This window comes from Candidatus Kryptonium thompsonii (assembly GCF_001535985.1).
Classification (GTDB): domain Bacteria; phylum Bacteroidota; class Ignavibacteria; order Kryptoniales; family Kryptoniaceae; genus Kryptonium; species Kryptonium thompsonii.
Map to the genome: position 1 here is coordinate 45,061 of NZ_CZVS01000055.1, position 16,621 is coordinate 61,681.

Annotated in this window: 15 protein-coding genes; 2 read left to right on the top strand and 13 right to left on the bottom strand. The window is 37.5% G+C overall.

What is annotated here, in order from left to right; genetic code table 11:
* Window positions 1-33 precede the first annotated feature (33 nt).
* Both AWW78_RS08135 and AWW78_RS08140 read left to right on the top strand, forming a co-directional pair.
* Window positions 34-2,202 carry a CHASE2 domain-containing protein gene (locus AWW78_RS08135; protein WP_047133444.1) on the top strand — a complete coding sequence of 723 codons (2,169 nt, stop codon included), beginning with the start codon at window positions 34-36 and terminating at the stop codon, window positions 2,200-2,202.
* Window positions 2,199-3,005 carry a biotin--[acetyl-CoA-carboxylase] ligase gene (locus AWW78_RS08140; protein ID WP_047133445.1) on the top strand — a complete coding sequence of 269 codons (807 nt, stop codon included), beginning with the start codon at window positions 2,199-2,201 and terminating at the stop codon, window positions 3,003-3,005. Before AWW78_RS08135 ends, AWW78_RS08140 begins: the two co-directional genes overlap by 4 nt.
* Window positions 3,006-3,010: 5 nt before the next feature.
* Here the strand turns inward: AWW78_RS08140 and AWW78_RS08145 are convergent, their stop codons facing one another.
* The 13 genes from AWW78_RS08145 to gap form a co-directional block, all read right to left on the bottom strand.
* The gene (locus AWW78_RS08145) at window positions 3,011-3,778 is read right to left on the bottom strand and encodes an ABC transporter ATP-binding protein (RefSeq protein WP_159420980.1); all 768 of its coding nucleotides are present in this window, start codon (window positions 3,776-3,778) and stop codon (window positions 3,011-3,013) included.
* A 183-nt stretch (window positions 3,779-3,961) separates the two neighbouring features.
* Window positions 3,962-4,819, bottom strand: a complete 858-nt coding sequence (locus AWW78_RS08150; RefSeq protein WP_047133446.1) for a sigma-70 family RNA polymerase sigma factor — start codon at window positions 4,817-4,819, stop codon at window positions 3,962-3,964.
* A gap of 29 nt (window positions 4,820-4,848) precedes the next feature.
* Window positions 4,849-5,118 (bottom strand): EutN/CcmL family microcompartment protein, encoded by a 270-nt coding sequence (locus AWW78_RS08155; protein WP_047133447.1) that lies wholly within the window; start codon window positions 5,116-5,118, stop codon window positions 4,849-4,851.
* A gap of 18 nt (window positions 5,119-5,136) precedes the next feature.
* Window positions 5,137-5,409 (bottom strand): EutN/CcmL family microcompartment protein, encoded by a 273-nt coding sequence (locus AWW78_RS08160; RefSeq protein ID WP_047133448.1) that lies wholly within the window; start codon window positions 5,407-5,409, stop codon window positions 5,137-5,139.
* 62 nt (window positions 5,410-5,471) lie between these two features.
* Window positions 5,472-5,675 carry a hypothetical protein gene (locus AWW78_RS08165; protein ID WP_047133449.1) on the bottom strand — a complete coding sequence of 68 codons (204 nt, stop codon included), beginning with the start codon at window positions 5,673-5,675 and terminating at the stop codon, window positions 5,472-5,474.
* Between the two features lie 21 nt (window positions 5,676-5,696).
* Complete coding sequence (locus tag AWW78_RS08170) at window positions 5,697-7,424, bottom strand: sensor domain-containing diguanylate cyclase (protein ID WP_047133450.1); 1,728 nt, start codon at window positions 7,422-7,424, stop codon at window positions 5,697-5,699.
* Between the two features lie 91 nt (window positions 7,425-7,515).
* On the bottom strand, window positions 7,516-9,120 hold the full coding sequence (locus AWW78_RS08175; RefSeq protein WP_047133451.1) for a thiamine pyrophosphate-dependent enzyme: 1,605 nt from the start codon (window positions 9,118-9,120) through the stop codon (window positions 7,516-7,518).
* Window positions 9,121-9,140: 20 nt separating this feature from the next.
* A complete protein-coding gene (locus tag AWW78_RS08180; RefSeq protein ID WP_047133452.1) occupies window positions 9,141-11,108 on the bottom strand; it encodes a 2-oxoacid:acceptor oxidoreductase family protein in 1,968 nt (655 codons plus the stop codon).
* A gap of 66 nt (window positions 11,109-11,174) precedes the next feature.
* Window positions 11,175-12,239: a flavodoxin-dependent (E)-4-hydroxy-3-methylbut-2-enyl-diphosphate synthase gene (gene ispG / locus AWW78_RS08185; protein WP_047133466.1), complete on the bottom strand. Its 1,065-nt coding sequence runs from the start codon at window positions 12,237-12,239 to the stop codon at window positions 11,175-11,177.
* Between the two features lie 27 nt (window positions 12,240-12,266).
* Entirely contained in the window at window positions 12,267-13,121 is an 855-nt protein-coding gene (locus AWW78_RS08190; protein ID WP_047133453.1) for a rhomboid family protein, read from the bottom strand.
* Between the two features lie 129 nt (window positions 13,122-13,250).
* Complete coding sequence (locus tag AWW78_RS08195; protein WP_047133454.1) at window positions 13,251-14,444, bottom strand: phosphoglycerate kinase; 1,194 nt, start codon at window positions 14,442-14,444, stop codon at window positions 13,251-13,253.
* Between the two features lie 15 nt (window positions 14,445-14,459).
* Entirely contained in the window at window positions 14,460-15,179 is a 720-nt protein-coding gene (locus AWW78_RS08200) for a LolA-like protein (protein WP_047133455.1), read from the bottom strand.
* 68 nt (window positions 15,180-15,247) lie between these two features.
* Window positions 15,248-16,261: a type I glyceraldehyde-3-phosphate dehydrogenase gene (gap, locus tag AWW78_RS08205; RefSeq protein WP_047133456.1), complete on the bottom strand. Its 1,014-nt coding sequence runs from the start codon at window positions 16,259-16,261 to the stop codon at window positions 15,248-15,250.
* Window positions 16,262-16,621 lie beyond the last annotated feature (360 nt).

Below are 16,621 nucleotides of genomic sequence, written 5' to 3' on the forward strand. Positions count from 1 at the left end.
AATTTTAAGCATAAAACTTCTAACTAGGAAAAGATGAGGCTTTTCAGCAAGAAACGAATTCAATATGCCCCCTTTGGAATACTCTTTGCAACGATTTCAATTCTTCTAACACTCTTTTTATTTAAGACCGATATCTTTGGTAGTTTTTTTAAAGCACTTGAATATAAATCACTTGATATGATGTTCAAAACCCGTGGACCTATCCTTCCGAACCCCAATTTGATAATTGTCAAAATCGATGAAAGAGAACTTATTGATTTTAATTATCCCATTCCACACAACATCACTGCCCAAGCAATTTATTACATGACCGAAGCTGGAGCAAAGGCTATAGGCATAGACCTTTTCTTAAACAAGCAAAGTGATGAAAATTTAAATAACCTTCTTGTTTATACCGCTGAACATTCAAATGTTTTCCTTGCGGTTGGACCATATAGACCTTCGGGAATAAGTGACGATGAGCTTGATTTTTACATTGATAGTCTTGTTCATTATAAAGTAAAACATTGGGGAGTTCCAATTCAACCTGAATTAAAACAATACTTTCATCGCTCCGTTACATTTGCTGGAAAATCATTTGATGAACTTGTTGAGGCTTCAGCTGGAATTGGGCATGTTGCAATTTTGCCAGATCCATTCGATGGGGTTCAGCGTCGTGTTCCACTCTTTATTGAATACGCTGGTAGAGTCTATCCATCACTTGGTCTTGTCCTTGCGCTTGAATATCTTGGAATTGATTATCGAAAAGTTAACATCGTTAAGAAAAGAAATGAAATAATCTTTGATTTTGATGGCTTCAAAATCCCAACGAGTTTGAAGTCGGAACTTTTTATAAACTACGCTGGACCAGATACAATCTTCAGACAAGTTTCGCTTTACAAGGTAATTGAAGCTGGGGTAAAGGGTGACCATGAATTTCTTTCACAGTTTAAAAACGCAATTGTAATAATCGGACCGACGGCACGTTCACTTGGGGATCTTGGACCAAATCCATTTTCCGAGAAATCGCCCAACATTTTTATTCACGCAAATGTGTTTAACACCATTGTGTCTCAAAATTTCATACGTCCTGTAAGCTGGCGTGTTCAGATTTTTATTATGATAGTTTTAACGATGATAGTTGGTTTGTCAGGTTTTGTGACGAAATTTCGCAATAGTTTGATTTTAACAATTTCAATTTTAATTGGTTATTTCGCTTTTTCCTTTCTTTCATTTACACAATTTCTGCGATGGTTTTATAATGCTGAGCCAATGCTTGGAATTCTAATATGTTACATATCATCCGTGAGCTTTTTAACTTTCAGGGAAAATAAGCAAAAGCAACAAATAAGGAGCATGTTCGAAAAATATGTTGACGCATCTGTTGTCGATAAACTTATTGAAAACCCAGAGCTTATGGCTCTCGGTGGCGAAGAAAGAGAACTTACAATTTTATTCAGTGATATCCAGGGCTTTACGACGATGAGCGAAAAATTAACACCGCACGAACTTGTCACATTGCTCAATGAGTTGCTCGATGAACTCTCCATCATCATCTTCAAAAATAAGGGCACAATAGATAAATATATTGGCGATGCGATAATGGCTTTCTGGGGAGCTCCCATACCAGATGAAAATCATGCTTATAACGCCTGCGTCACCGCACTTGAAATGCAGGAAAAATTAAAAGAATTACGCGAGAAATGGAAAAAACTTAAAAGACCTGAAATAAAAATGAGAATAGGAATTAACACAGGCAAGGTGATAGTTGGAAATATGGGTTCAAAAATTAAATTCAATTACACAGTCGTTGGGGATGATGTTAATCTTGCTTCCCGACTTGAAGGAGCAAATAAAGAATATGGAACAAACATTATGATAGGCGAATCAACTTATAAAAAGGTAAAAGATAAATTTATTTGCAGAGAACTCGATCTACTTGTCGTCAAAGGAAAAACAGAACCTGTTAGAGTCTATGAGCTGATTGCTCCAGTTAATGATACTTTGCCCGATGAAATGAAAAAATTCCTGGAAATTTATCACGATGGACTTGAACTTTACCGCTCAATGGAATGGGATAAAGCAATTGATAGATTTACAAAAGCACTCGAAATCTATCCAAATGATTTCACATGTAAACTATATATCCAACGCTGTCTATATTTTAAAGAGTCTTCCCCACCCCCAAATTGGACTGGTGTGTTTGTGATGCAAACTAAATGATGCCAAAGTTTCCATTCATGGAATTTAACGAGAAAACAATTTCAACAAACCTTGGAACAAAGGTTTTCGGTCAGAGGATTCTTTTCTTCAAGAGCATAAAATCAACAATGGATTATGCGAAAAAAATTGCCGAAAGAGATGAACCAGAAGGAACAGTAGTGATAGCTGATTATCAATCGCATGGACGGGGAAGATTTGGAAGGATATGGAAGGCAAATCCAGGGGAAAACATACTGATGTCAATAATCCTACGCCCAAAGATCCCGTTAGAAAGATTTTCCATCTTCCCCTTTTTATCTGCTGTAGCCGTCGCAGAATCAATTGAGAAAAATGCAAATATCAAAGTAACAACAAAGTGGCCTAATGATCTGCTTATAAATGGCAAAAAGTTCTGCGGAATTTTAATGGAAGCATCGATAACTGCAGAAAGCGGCGATTTCATAATTCTTGGTATTGGAATAAATGTTAATCAAAGCGAATTCCCCCCAGAGATTCGCGATTATGCAACCTCGCTATATCTTTCGACGGGTAAAATCTACGACAGAACCGAGCTTGTTAAAGACATACTTCGACAGCTTGAAATTAACTACGAAAACCTGAACAAAAGTAATGATTTTAAATCTGTGTTTGAAAGGTGGAAGAAAAGATGCAAGATGCTTGGGAAAAAAATAAAAGTGATACAGGGTGGAAAAGAGATAACTGGAAAAGCAATTGATGTCGACGATATGGGATTTCTCTTGTTGGAAGATGATAACTCAAGGATTATCAAACTTTCATCTGGGGATGTGACTGTGCTGAAGTAAACTTTTTAAGTTGATAAAAACTTTGCTGATTCAATTAGCTTTCGCGTGTAGGGGTATTTTGGATTTGATAATATCTCAGCGACGGTGCCACTTTCTACAATTTTCCCTCTCCACATCACATAAACGCGATTTGCAACTTCACTAACAACCCCAAAGCTATGAGTTATTAAAAGAACAGATGTTTTAAACTCACTTTGGAAAGACTTTATTAAATCAAGTATTTGACTTTGAGTTAAAGCATCAACAAATGATGTCGGCTCATCAGCAATCACAAGTTTTGGTCTTGGGGCAAAGGCCATTGCAATCAAAATTCTTTGCCTTAATCCGCCCGAAAGTTGATGTGGATAAAGTTCATATACTTTTTCAGGTTCCTTTATCCCAATTCTCTCAAAGAGTTCCAAAACCTTAGTCATTGCCGACTTTCTATCAAGCCCTAATTGCGTCTCAAAAACTTCCCTAACTTGTTTTCCAACTGTTAAAACTGGGTTTAAAGAATTCGTCACATCCTGAAAAATCACACCGATCTCCTTCCCCCTGATTTTTCTTAGCTCATCCTCACTTAATTTCAAAATATTAATTCTCCCTTGCCACAAAACTTCACCTGTGATAATTCTCCCAGGTGGATCAATCAAGTTAATTATTGAAAGAGCGGTGACACTCTTTCCACTCCCAGACTCACCAACAATGGCAACAATTTCGCCTTCACCAACTTCAATTGAGACATCGTCAACCGCTTTGATCACCTTATCCTCAAGGAAAAAATGAACTGACAAATTTTTAACTGTTAAAATCAATCAGAAAATAACCTTTAATTATTTTTATCTGCGTTAAATCTTCTTTCAGCTATCTTAAATGTTGGCACAAACAAAAACCCCTTGCAGATTCAAAATTTGAATATTGCTTTGCGCTCATAATTTTAAATAAAAAAATCCCGACTCGAGGTCGGGATTTTCAAATTATCCAAGGTAAGCTCTGAGTGCTTTGCTTCTGGAGTGATGTCTAAGTTTTCGGATAGCCTTCTCTTTGATCTGCCTTACTCTCTCACGAGTAAGCTTAAATTTTTCCCCAATTTCTTCAAGTGTGAGAGGATGATCATACCCTATTCCAAAATAAAGTTTAACCACCTCTCTTTCCCGTGGGTCAAGCGTGTTAAGTGCCTCCTCAATATCCTTTTTCAAAGATTCATACATAAGCCTATGATCAGGCATCGGGTCATTTTCATTTGGCATGATATCAAGAAGTTTATTGTCCTCACCCTGAACAAAAGGTGCATCCATTGAAATATGCTTTCCTGAAATCTTCAAAGTATCAGCAACTTCATAAACACTCATATCGAGCTCCTCTGCAAGTTCATTAGTGCTCGGTTCACGCTCAAATTCTTGCTCAAGCTGGCTTAGCTTCTTGCCGATTTTGTTCAAAGCTCCAACCCTATTCAACGGCAAGCGAACTATTCTTGACTGCTCTGCAAGCGCTTGAAGAATTGATTGCCTTATCCACCAAACGGCGTAAGATATGAACTTGAATCCTCTCGTCTCATCAAATCTTTTCGCAGCTTTTATTAAGCCAAGATTACCCTCGTTTATAAGGTCTCCGAGCGGGAGACCTTGATTTTGGTATTGTTTTGCAACACTAACGACGAAACGAAGATTTGCCTGGATTAATCTCTCCAGGGCCTTTTCATCACCCTGCTTTGCCCTACGAGCAAGCTCAATCTCTTCCTCTGGTGTAAGCAGTTCGTATTTCCCAATTTCCTGGAGATACTTGTCAATAGAAATGCTTTCCCGATTAGTGATTGTTTTCGTAATTCTCACCATACCTCTGACTTGCTATTTAAATTTTGTTTTTATAAACCGATATCAATTTTTTCAATTATTCCAACAATTGAGGCATCAACAGGTGCTTCTTTAACATCAAGAGGTATCACAGCCTCGCGAGCAGTTATATACATAACCACCTCTCCAGGACCTGCACCAATCGTGTCGGCAGCTATAATCGGACTACCAAACTTATCTCCCTTTGAAGTTAACGGTTGAATTATCTGCAACTTATATCCCCGCAAATTTTGGTCTTTAACCGTTGCCCACACAGTTCCAATCACTTTGGCTATAAACACACCCGCAATCCTTTAGTTTTAATCTGAAACGACATCTAACTTATCAACAATCGCCATTATCACAGCATCAACTGGCTTATTTTTTGTCACGGCTGTAAGCCGTGCTGAACTACCAGTGGCAACGAGAACAATCTCGCCTACTCCAGCACCAACACTATCAACTGCTATCAAAAAGTTATCTTTCAAATTATATTCAAGATCAACATGTTTAACAATTTGAAACTTTAACCCTGTCAAACTTTCGTCTTTTCTCGTTGCCCAAACCGTTCCCACGACTTTTCCTAGTATCATCCGACATTTAACCTTTATTATTCAAAGATAAAATAACTTAAATTTTCTCAAAAATGTTCCAACTACATTGCATATATTTCCTTCTCATTGCATTTACAAATTTTCACAGACTTTTTACTATACCGCCAACTTCCTGTTTCTTCGCTTTTCTTTGAAACAACAAGCTGTGCAACTTGAATAGGAGCACCGCATTGAGGACAGGTTGCTATTACCTTCTTCGCATCTTTTGCAACCTTGTCAGCAAATGAAGCTACTTTTTTAGCCATTCCACATCACGATTTTTATTTTTAAAAAACCTTGACAACATTTTCACTATTTTGAAGCACTTTTAAAAAGTTTCTTTTAACTTTTTCAACAAAATTATCAGCGCTTCTTTCACCATCCCAGGCTGAAACTCCAATCGTAACCGTCACACTAAAACTCTTATCCTCAAATTTTATCTCTTGATTTGATATAATTCTCCTTAATTTCTCCGCCCATATATAAGCATCATTCGGTCCCGTCTCAACAAGAGCAACACCAATTAAATCATCATCAAGTTTGCCAGCAAGATCATAGCTATTCAAATTACTTCGAACTATCTCCGCGATGCGCGGTTGAATTACCTTAACTGATTCATCGCCATAAGTTGATTTTATGTAATCAACATTGTCAACACTTATTAAAACAAGGGTAAGTTCTCCGCCATGTTTTGCTTTCCTGCTGATCTCGGTATTCAATCTGGAGTAAAAATAATTTTTCTTCATTAAAAGAGTTTCCTCGTCATAAATAAAATAACTTTCTATCACCTCGTTTAAGTTCTCATTTTCAAGCAACATACCAACAAGATTTGCAAGGGTTTCAAGCTTTTTTATTTCACTATGGGAAGAAAAAAAATATAACTTTGGATGTTCAAAGAGCATTGCACCGTAGCACTTCTGCCCGTATCTTATTGGGATAACAGCAATCGAAGACTCAAGATTGATCTTTTCATTCTCGGTGAATCTATAAACTTTGCCTTGGGTTCTTGTTGATGGAATCACTTTAGGAATTCCGCTTACTATAACCTCACCAACAAGAGTTCCCTCAATTTTGACTTCGGTTCCAGCCTCAACATATTTCCCAAGTTTTGAATAGCCATGTGCCACAACCCATTTCCCTTCCTCAAATAAAACAATTGCAACCGCTGAACAGTCAAGAACTTTTATCGCAAAATTTTGAATCCTCTCAAGTAAATCACCTAAATCAAACTTCTCAATTCCGCTGATAACCTCAAGGATTTTCGCCTTATGATAAAGGTCAAATTTAGTAATATAATTTCCTATAAGGTCTGAGATCAATTCAGAGAAAAGCTCGACATTTTTAACATCATCATCGCTAAATGTTTGAGCCTGATGTGAATCAAGCAAAATAACACCAACAGTTTTATTTCTATAGAAAACAGGAAAAACAAGCAAAGACTTACTCTCTACCCTTGGGCTTTGATACTTTATAACATCTCCACTCCCTGAAGAGTTTATATCTCCAATTACCTTTGGAACTCCAGTTCTAGCGACTGTAGTTAAAGCATCATCATCCCAATTGTACCTACGAACAAAGTTAAATCTTAAGTCAGTTATACCTTCTTCAAAGACCATTTGCTTTTTATCTTCATTAGCCCAGTAAAAAGCAACAGAATCAGCAACGATATTTTTCTTAATGAGAAGAAGAATCTTTTTAAGAAGCTCTTTAAACTCTTCTCTTGGGTTTAACTTTTCACCTGAGCTTGTTTGACCCTGTTCTGCTTTTTTAATTACAAAACCTTCATCCATAGTGTAAATGGTTCGTCTTTCCTCGTAAGTAGGAATTTTATCTAAAATATTTTTCTTCTTGGTTAAGATCATAAATGCAACTGTAAATACTAAAGAAATTACCAAAACAATGCTAGTTAATAATCTAACTGTCTTATTATCAATTGCTACAATTAGAAGCACAAGGATCAACATAAAGACAAACAGACCTACAACCTTCGCCGAGTTGTCTCCCACCGTGTTCATTTCTAATCAACTCATATATGCAAAATTTTACTAAAAAATAACTCTAATATCTCAAAAAATCAAATTGTCTTGCGATATCCAGCTTTTTCGCTTACCTCAATCCCGCAAGCTCTTGAAGCAATCGCCAATTTTTTAATCTATCTTCTTGAGCCTGCAATAATACTTCATCGGGATTTCCATCCTTATCAAAATGTTTCGCAAACCTACCTTCAGTCCTTGCGAAGTAAATAAAATCAATAACCTCTCCCGTCTTTGGGTGTACATACCAATCGTCCTTGACGGCAGGATTACCCTGCAAACTTAATCTTTCTCTAATTGTTTCCCCTTTTCTCGGATCATAGATTAAAAGCGGAAATGCTCTTGATTCAACAGCAAGCTTTGCTTGATGCATAGCCATATCATCACCGACACCATGCTCGGGTTGGCATGTTGTATAGACTATGACAACAGCAGGACCTGGGAATTCATTTGCTGAAAGAATCGAGCGATAGAAATGGTTAATATGTGCCGCTGTAGTTTGAGCGACAAAAACATCGGGATGCATCATTACAATCTGAGCAAGTTCCTTTCTTCTTTCTGACTTGCCCTTGATTTCTTTACCGTGAGCAGAAAGTTTTGTATCCTGCCCCAAATAGCTTGAAGTTGATGATTGACCTCCAGTGTTTGAATAAACTTGTGTATCAAGGACAAGAACCTTTATATCCATACCAGAAGCAAGCATTCTTGAAAGAGACTGAAAACCAATATCATACATTGCACCATCGCCACCTATAACCCACAATCTTTTATGCTGCCACCCCATTTGATCCCACCTTGCCCTGATTCCAATTGCTACAGCTGGCGCATTTTCAAACAAAGAATTTATCCATGGCACTCTAAATGGATTGTACGGATAGGTCGATGAATAAACCGTATTACATCCCGTTGCTGCAACAATTCCAATGTTCTCAGGTCCATAGACAAAACCCGTCGCTGCAAGCATCATTCTTATTGCAGTGGCTTCACCACAACCCATGCAAGAACCAGCTCCACCAACATAAAGCAAAGATTTACCAGCAAGCATCATATCAGCCAGGACTTTATCCTGAATATATTCCTTCGGAGTTTCTGGAAGTTTTGTATAAAATTCAAAAACTTCCCTATACCTTCTTAAATTTTCACTTGTCTTTTTAACCATCTGCAAAGCGTTATGATCTCCACAAGCAGCAACACATTCAGCGCAACCTTTACACTTCGTTGGATCAACGGCGATCATAAATAAACCTGGTTCAATTCCCTTCTTCTTCGGCACATCATAGTATTTCGTGGTCTTCGCAAACTGCTTACGAAAATGTCCCCTTTTAACTGGGTCCTGAATCTTACTGAGTTCCTCTTCCAATTTTGACTCAGGAACAACCTTGCCAAGTATAGCTGTATCGGGACATTCAGTTACACATTCCATACAACCCACACAATTATCAGAGTTAAAAAGTGGAATTTCCGGAGCAATATAACTAAAATCCCTAAGTGCACCAGTTCCAGCTGGTATCACACTTCTAGCAGTGTAAATATCCGCCGGCAATTCTTCCTCAGCCACCCCACGGTTATAAGCCCCAACAACTTCTTCGTTAAAGTATTCAATATCTATAATGTCCTTGTAAATTTCCTCCCAAGATTGATTCCCATTTTCTTGAGTGAATTTTTCTCTATCTTCCATTTTTTCATGCTCCAATTTGTTTAAAATTCAAATTCAGCTTTAACCTCCGTAGCCTCTATTAAATCCAGTGGAACTTCCATAACCTCATAATAGCCACGTTTAACTGCTTCAAGATTTGCTTGAACTACCTTTTCTCCTCGTTTACCGAAATATTTTCTAATCGATTTTCCAACACCTTTAAATAACTCTTCTTCACTTAGTCCATATTCTTCTCTAAACGGTGTAACCTTCAAAAAAATACCAAGCAAAACAATTCCTTGCATTCTTTGTTCAAGGTCTGGGGATGGAGCAACCTCACGTGCAATCTTAACAGTGTCTAAAAAATATACTTTTATCTTTTTATCCTTTATGATTTTCTTCGCATAAGACGGAATTTCATTCCAGACATCAGCAGGATTCACCTTATCACTTTGAATAAAAATCATCCCACCTTCGCTCAAACCAGCAAGGGGATTGCCCAAATTAAAGGCATTGACATCATTCATCGGGACAAATTCAACATGGGTAAGCTCGCAATGCGTTCTTATTTTTTCTTTCGCTGCGGTTAAATAATAAGTTGTCGGTAATCCTTTCTTTTCCGAACCATATTTCGGATATGCTTGCACTTGAAGCTTAAATATGTCCTCAAGTAAAGTAGCTATGATTTTATTCGTTGTAACAGAACCATATCCACCAACAGAATGACCACGCATTGAGAAAGCACCTTTAGGTCTAACATCTGGATCATATTCCCTTTCAAGGGCAAGTTCATGTTTTATTCCTACAACAAAAAATTCTTTTTCTTTTCCATCATTTCTCATCATGTTCTTGAAAATAGCGATAAAATCACCGGGTCTTACATCTCTACTGCCAAGTCCTCCTACACCCGAGAAAATCTTCGGAATTCTATCTATTTTTGGATAACCTTTGGACCCAACGAATGCATCTGCAAATGATGCTTTTATTGACATTGTCAGTGGATTTGACTGCGCAAGCGGGTTATCCATTCTCTCAAGAACGGCGAACGCTTTTACATGCTTTAACGCGTCAACAATCTCTTTGCTTGGGAAAGGAGCAAAAACCGTAACAGTCAAAGCTCCAACTTTTAAACCTTCAACTTCTCTCAGATAATCAACCGTCGCCATTGCAGTTTCCATAAACGACCCCATTCCAACGACAACATATTCCGCATCTTCAACCTTATACGCATCTATAAAATCGTATCTTCTGCCGGTAAGTTCATAATATTTTTCCATAGCCTCCTTAATTGCACCAGGAACTTTATCATAGTAATATCGCTGTGCAATTTTACCTTTCATATAGCTATCTTGATTTTGAACGACTCCCGACATAAGCGGAAAATACGGGTTCATCAAATTTTTCAGCTTCTTATTTGGATCATCAATAAATTGCTTCATAAGTTCCGGTTCCGGTAAAAGAACATTCTCAATTGTATGCGTTGTTAGAAAACCATCTTGAACCATTAGAAAAGGTGTCATTGAATTTTCAGCGGCGCGATGTGCTATTAAAGTTAAATCCGCAACCTCTTGAACGTTTCTTGCAAAAATTATCCCCCATCCGCAATCGGCAACTCCCATAACATCATCATGTCCAGCATGAACATTTAAAGAATGAGATGTCAAAGCTCTTGCCCCAATGTGAAAAACAACCGGCAATCTTTTGCCCGCTATGGTATAGAGAACCTCCTTCATCAAAATCAACCCTTGACCCGATGTAAAGTTGGTGATCCTTCCACCAGCTGCAGCAAATCCCTCACACACGGAAGCAGAGCTATGTTCTGATTCTGGCTCAAAAAAGAAAAGTTTTTCACCCCAGAGATTTCTTTTTCCATTCGCAACCTCAGCTTGGAAGCCTTGACCCATTGTTGTTGAAGAAGTAATTGGATAAGCACAGGCACCTTGACTTATATTCGTCTCAACCCATACAACTGCACCAGCTCCATCAGATGTCGTCGGTATCCCGGGAAACGGAAATTTATCCTCTTTCATTTTTGACAAATATTAGTTTTTGATTAACAAAAATTAAATTAAACATCTAAAAAGCAAATTTCCAAATTATCTACCATTCGGATTAAATTTCTCCACCTCTTCAATCACAGCTTGAACTATTTCTTCCTCTTTAACTCTCCTCACAACCTCACCATTTCGGTATAAAATTCCAACTCCCTTACCACACGCAACCCCAATATCAGCTTCACTTGCTTCACCAGGACCGTTTACAACACAGCCAAGGATTGCCACTTTAACAGGTTTTTTCACTTTGTTCAATTTATCCTGCAATTCATTTACAATTTTAAACAAATCAACCTCAAGTCTACCACATGTTGGGCAGGCAATTATTTCAACATTTCTTGATGCGAGTCCAAGTGAACGCAAGATTTCTCTCCCAACTTCAACTTCTTTGACAGGATCATCGGTCAACGAAACCCTTATCGTATCCCCTATTCCCTCAGCTAGCAAAGTTCCGATTCCAACCGCAGATTTTATAGTTCCACTAAAAAATGGGCCCGCCTCTGTTACGCCAAGATGAAGTGGATAATCTGTTTTACTCGCGATCAATCTATAGGCCTCTATCATCAATCGCACATCTGTTGACTTCACTGATATCACTATATCTGAAAAACCAAATTCCTCACATATTTCCACATGACGCATCGCACTTTCAAAAAGTGCTTCAGCAGTTGGATAGCCATATTTCTCAAGTAAATCCTTCTCAAGTGACCCCGAATTAACACCAATTCTTATCGGGATACCCCTATCCTTAGCAGCTTTTAAAACTTGCTTTATCCTCTCCTTTGAACCAATATTCCCTGGATTTATCCTAACTTTAGCAACGCCTGCTTCAATCGCCTTCAAAGCAAAAATATGATTGAAATGAATATCCGCAACAACAGGAATTGGCGATCCTTTAACAATTTCTGGAAGCGCCTCAGCTGCTTCTTTATCTGGAACCGCAACACGAACGATATCACATCCAGCTTCTGCAAGCTGGTAAATTTGCTTCAATGTTCCTTTTACATCTTCGGTTTTCGTTTTAGTCATCGATTGAACTGAAATCGGGGCGTCACCACCAATGGGAACATTTCCAACATAAACCTTGCGAGATTTTCTTCTATTTATCATAAAGTTTTCACCACTTTCTTTTATTTAACGCAATTTCTTACTTGCCTCGTAAAGAATTTTTTTCTCACGCTCAGTTAAACTGTCATATCCATATTGACTTATCTTATCAAGGATAGCATCAATCTGTTCCTGTGTCACTATTTCATCATCAACAAGAAGATATTTCCTCTTCTGTCGTTTCATTTTAAACTTTGGAAATTTTATCTTTGAGATAAAATCAGACAGATCGAACCCAGCATACATCAGTTTTATATAAACAAATCCAACAACAGCCCCACCAAGATGAGCAAAATGTGCAACCCCATCGCTTCCGAAAACACCCATCACAAGATCAAAAAACACAAGGATAGCAACAAAAATTCTCGCTGGAATAGGAATTAAAAAGTAAAGAAAAATATGCCTATCGGGAAACATAACAGCGAACGCAATCATAACTCCGTAAATTGCACCTGAAGCCCCAACCACAGGACCAATTTGACCAAAAAGTGGCGCAAAAATTAAATGTGTAATTCCAGCTCCAATCCCACTTATGAAATAATAAACTAAAAATCTTTTCGTTCCCCACATATTTTCTATCTCAGTCCCAAACATCCAAAGCATCAACATATTGAAAAGAATATGAAAAATTCCCTTCGGATCGTGGATGAACATATAAGTTACCAGTTGCCAAAATTGAAATCCATCTCCAACTGGGTTCAAGGCAAAAAATTTATAAACATAAAGATAAAGTGGAATGCCAGAAATTCTAAAGTTCAACCCAAAAAATACAAGCAGAAGATAGACAATAACATTCACAATAATGAAATACTTTATCGCGGATGGGAAGAACCTGAAACCGCGAAAGAAACTTGGCCTGTAATATCTATAACTCATTGGCATAAAAATTATTTTTGCGTTTCAAAACAAAATATACAACACCATTTAATAAATTAAAAATAGAAAATTGTCAGCGAATAAGATGAGCAACTTGAAAGGCGCTTTTATAGATAAGTACAAACTTTAAGAAATCTATTTATCCCTTATAGCAGCTACTCCAGGTAAAACCTTTCCTTCAAGGAACTCGAGTGAAGCGCCACCGCCAGTTGAAACATGCGAAACACTATTAGCTAATCCTGCCTTCGAAATTGCGGATGCGGAGTCACCTCCACCGACAATCGTTATAGCTCCTTTCTTTGTCACCTCAGCCAAAATTTTAGCAATTTCAAATGTTCCCTTTGCAAAATTCTCAAATTCAAAAACACCCATTGGCCCATTCCAAACAATTGTCTTTGCATTCTCCAAAACTTCACCAAATCTTTTTACAGTTTCAGGCCCAATGTCAAGTATCATCCAATCTGGTTTAACCTTATCAACCGCGACAACTTCAAACTCAGCATCGTTAGCAAACTTGTTGGCAATCACACAATCAACTGGCAAAAGGAATGTAACTTTTTTCTCTTCAGCTTCATCTAAAATTTCTTTGGCAAGCTCAATTTTATCCTCTTCAACAAGTGATTTTCCAACTTCATATCCCTTTGCTTTTAAAAATGTATTCGCCATTCCTCCACCGATTAAAAATGCATCAACTTTATCAATTAAATTCTTTATCACTTGAATTTTATCTGAAACTTTCGCGCCACCAAGAATTGCAACATATGGTTTTTCTAGATTTGAAGTTGCTTTAGATAAATATTCAATCTCCTTTTGCATTAAATAACCTATCGCGGTCTCCTTGAGAAACCTCGCAACACCTTCAGTTGAAGCGTGAGCTCGATGCGCACTTCCAAAAGCATCGTTTACATAAACATCAGCCAATGAAGCAAGCTCACGCGCAAAGTTTTCATCATTTTTCTCCTCCTCGGGATGAAATCTTACATTTTCAAGCAACAAAACTTCACCCTCTTTTAATTCATCAACCATTTTTCTCACTTCATCACCAACGCAATCAGGTGCAAACTTAACAGACATCCCGAGAAGCGTTGAAAGGTGCTCTGCGACAGGTTTCAAACTATATTTCGGATCAAAACCTCCCTTTGGTCTCCCAAGATGACTCATCAAAATTGCCTTGCCCCCATCTGCGATAATTTTTCTTATCGTTGGCAATGCTTCCCTTATTCTTGTATCATCGGCGACTTTGCCACTTTCAATTGGGACATTGAAATCAACTCTAACAAGAACTTTTTTCCCTTTTAGGTGCAGGTCGTCAATTGTTACTTTTCTCATGGTGCTTTGGAAAATTTATTTTAAAAAAAATGTTATATCGCTTGTCTCGTAGATTATTTTAACTGTCCCAAACTTGACAAATAAAATTTTCGGAAAAACTTGAACCTCGTTTCTAATTGGCAAAAGAATCCCCTTAAAATTTGAAATATCCAGAAACTGTTTGCTTTGATTTTTCCCAAATTTCTTCGATTGATATGTCACATCATACTCACACCTGACTGGAAGATAACTTTGTTGATCAATCCATATTTTCCCCGTGCCTTCAGAACTGGTCGTATCGCCTTTAACCTTATAGTCAACTTTTATAACAAAACAATTTTTATCCGATACTTTCTCAAAGCCGTTAAATTTGAAATTTATCTTTTTCTCTGACAAGCCATCCCTAACGCGAAGAAAAGGAAAAACGAGGTTTTTTATTTTCAAACTTTCTTCACTCCTGACCTTTTCAATTTGCTTCGCTATCATCAAACTTGACGAATCTACACTACCTGGGGTCGCAACTAATTTTCTATCTTTTACCATGCCGTTTTCAAACTTCACAGCGTATAAAAACTCATAATTTCCCTTTTTAACAGTCAAATTATAATCAAGCAAAACCTTAAGCTTAAACTCACCCGAAAGATTTTCAATTTTCTTATCATTCTCCGAAACTGCTTCAATTGCTCTATTGATAATCTCGTCAGCACTTTGAGCGAATAAGAAATTAATGAACAAAATAAAAATCAAAACATGCATAATTTAACCCAACTTATTTAGAAAAAAATAAGCCTCCCCCAATAAAAAGGGGAGGCAAAAGTTGCAGATCAATCCCCAATCATACTTGCCATCTTCCTTGTCAAGTCGACAACTCTACATGAATAACCCCACTCATTATCATACCACCCGACCACTTTAACAAGATTTCCACCCATCACCATTGTTGATTTTGCATCAAATATACAAGAGTGTGAATTTCCAATTATATCGCTTGAGACAATCTCATCTTCCGTATACTCAAGTATCCCCTTCAAGTATGTTTCGCTTGCCTCTTTAAACGCCTTGTTAACTTCATCAACTGTAACATCCCTATCGAGCTCAGCAACAAAATCAGTCACAGAACCATCTGAAACAGGAACGCGAAGTGCAAAGCCATGAAGTTTCCCATTTAGCTCTGGTATAACTTTGCCAACTGCTTTTGCTGCGCCTGTTGTTGTCGGAATGATCGAAAGCCCAGCTGCTCTTGCTCTTCTTAAATCTTTATGTGGAAGGTCAAGAACTCTTTGATCATTTGTATAAGCGTGCACCGTCGTCATCAAACCCTTTCTAATCTTAAAATTATCATGTAAAACTTTCACCATCGGAGCAAGGCAATTCGTCGTGCAAGAAGCATTGGAAACAATTACATCGTCGGGGGTTAGAATATCATCATTCACACCGAGCACGATTGTTTTTTCAACTCCATCGGCTGGAGCGGTTATTATAACTTTTTTCGCTCCCGCTTGAATGTGCTTCTCAGCATCTGCTTTTTTAGTGAAAAGTCCTGTTGACTCAATAACAATATCAATACCTAAATCCTTCCATGGCAGTTGAGCTGGATCCTTGATTGCAAAAACTTTGATGCTTTTACCATTCACAATTAGTTCATTATCTGTGTATTCAACTGTTCCTGGGAAACGACGGTGAATTGAATCATACTTTAAAAGGTGCGCTAATGTCCTGGTATCTGTGATATCGTTTATCGCGACGAACTCAAGATCACTAACATTATTTTGAACAGCAGCTCTGAAAACAAGCCGTCCAATTCTACCAAATCCATTGATTGCCACTCTAACCGACATTTCTACCTCCCTTTTTTGGTTTTTGGTTTGCTGTTAACTTTTCAATAAGTAAATTTAACTTGGAAACTTTTTTAAATTTAAAAACCACAAACAAAAAAAACAACAATTTAACCCCATTTTGTAATTTGCAATTTGAAAACATTTATTTTATATTAGTGCAGGCTAAACTCAATTTTAAGCTCAATCTTGAACCGCAAAGTTAAAATAATCCCCTTGTTAATTTTACTATTCGCCATATTTTCTGGGTGTCATTTTTTGAAAAATGTCAGAAGTGAATTTAATGCATATTTCAACACTTACTATAATGCTAAATCCATATTCGAGCAGGTCGAGAACTCTATACAAAGCAGAATATTATCC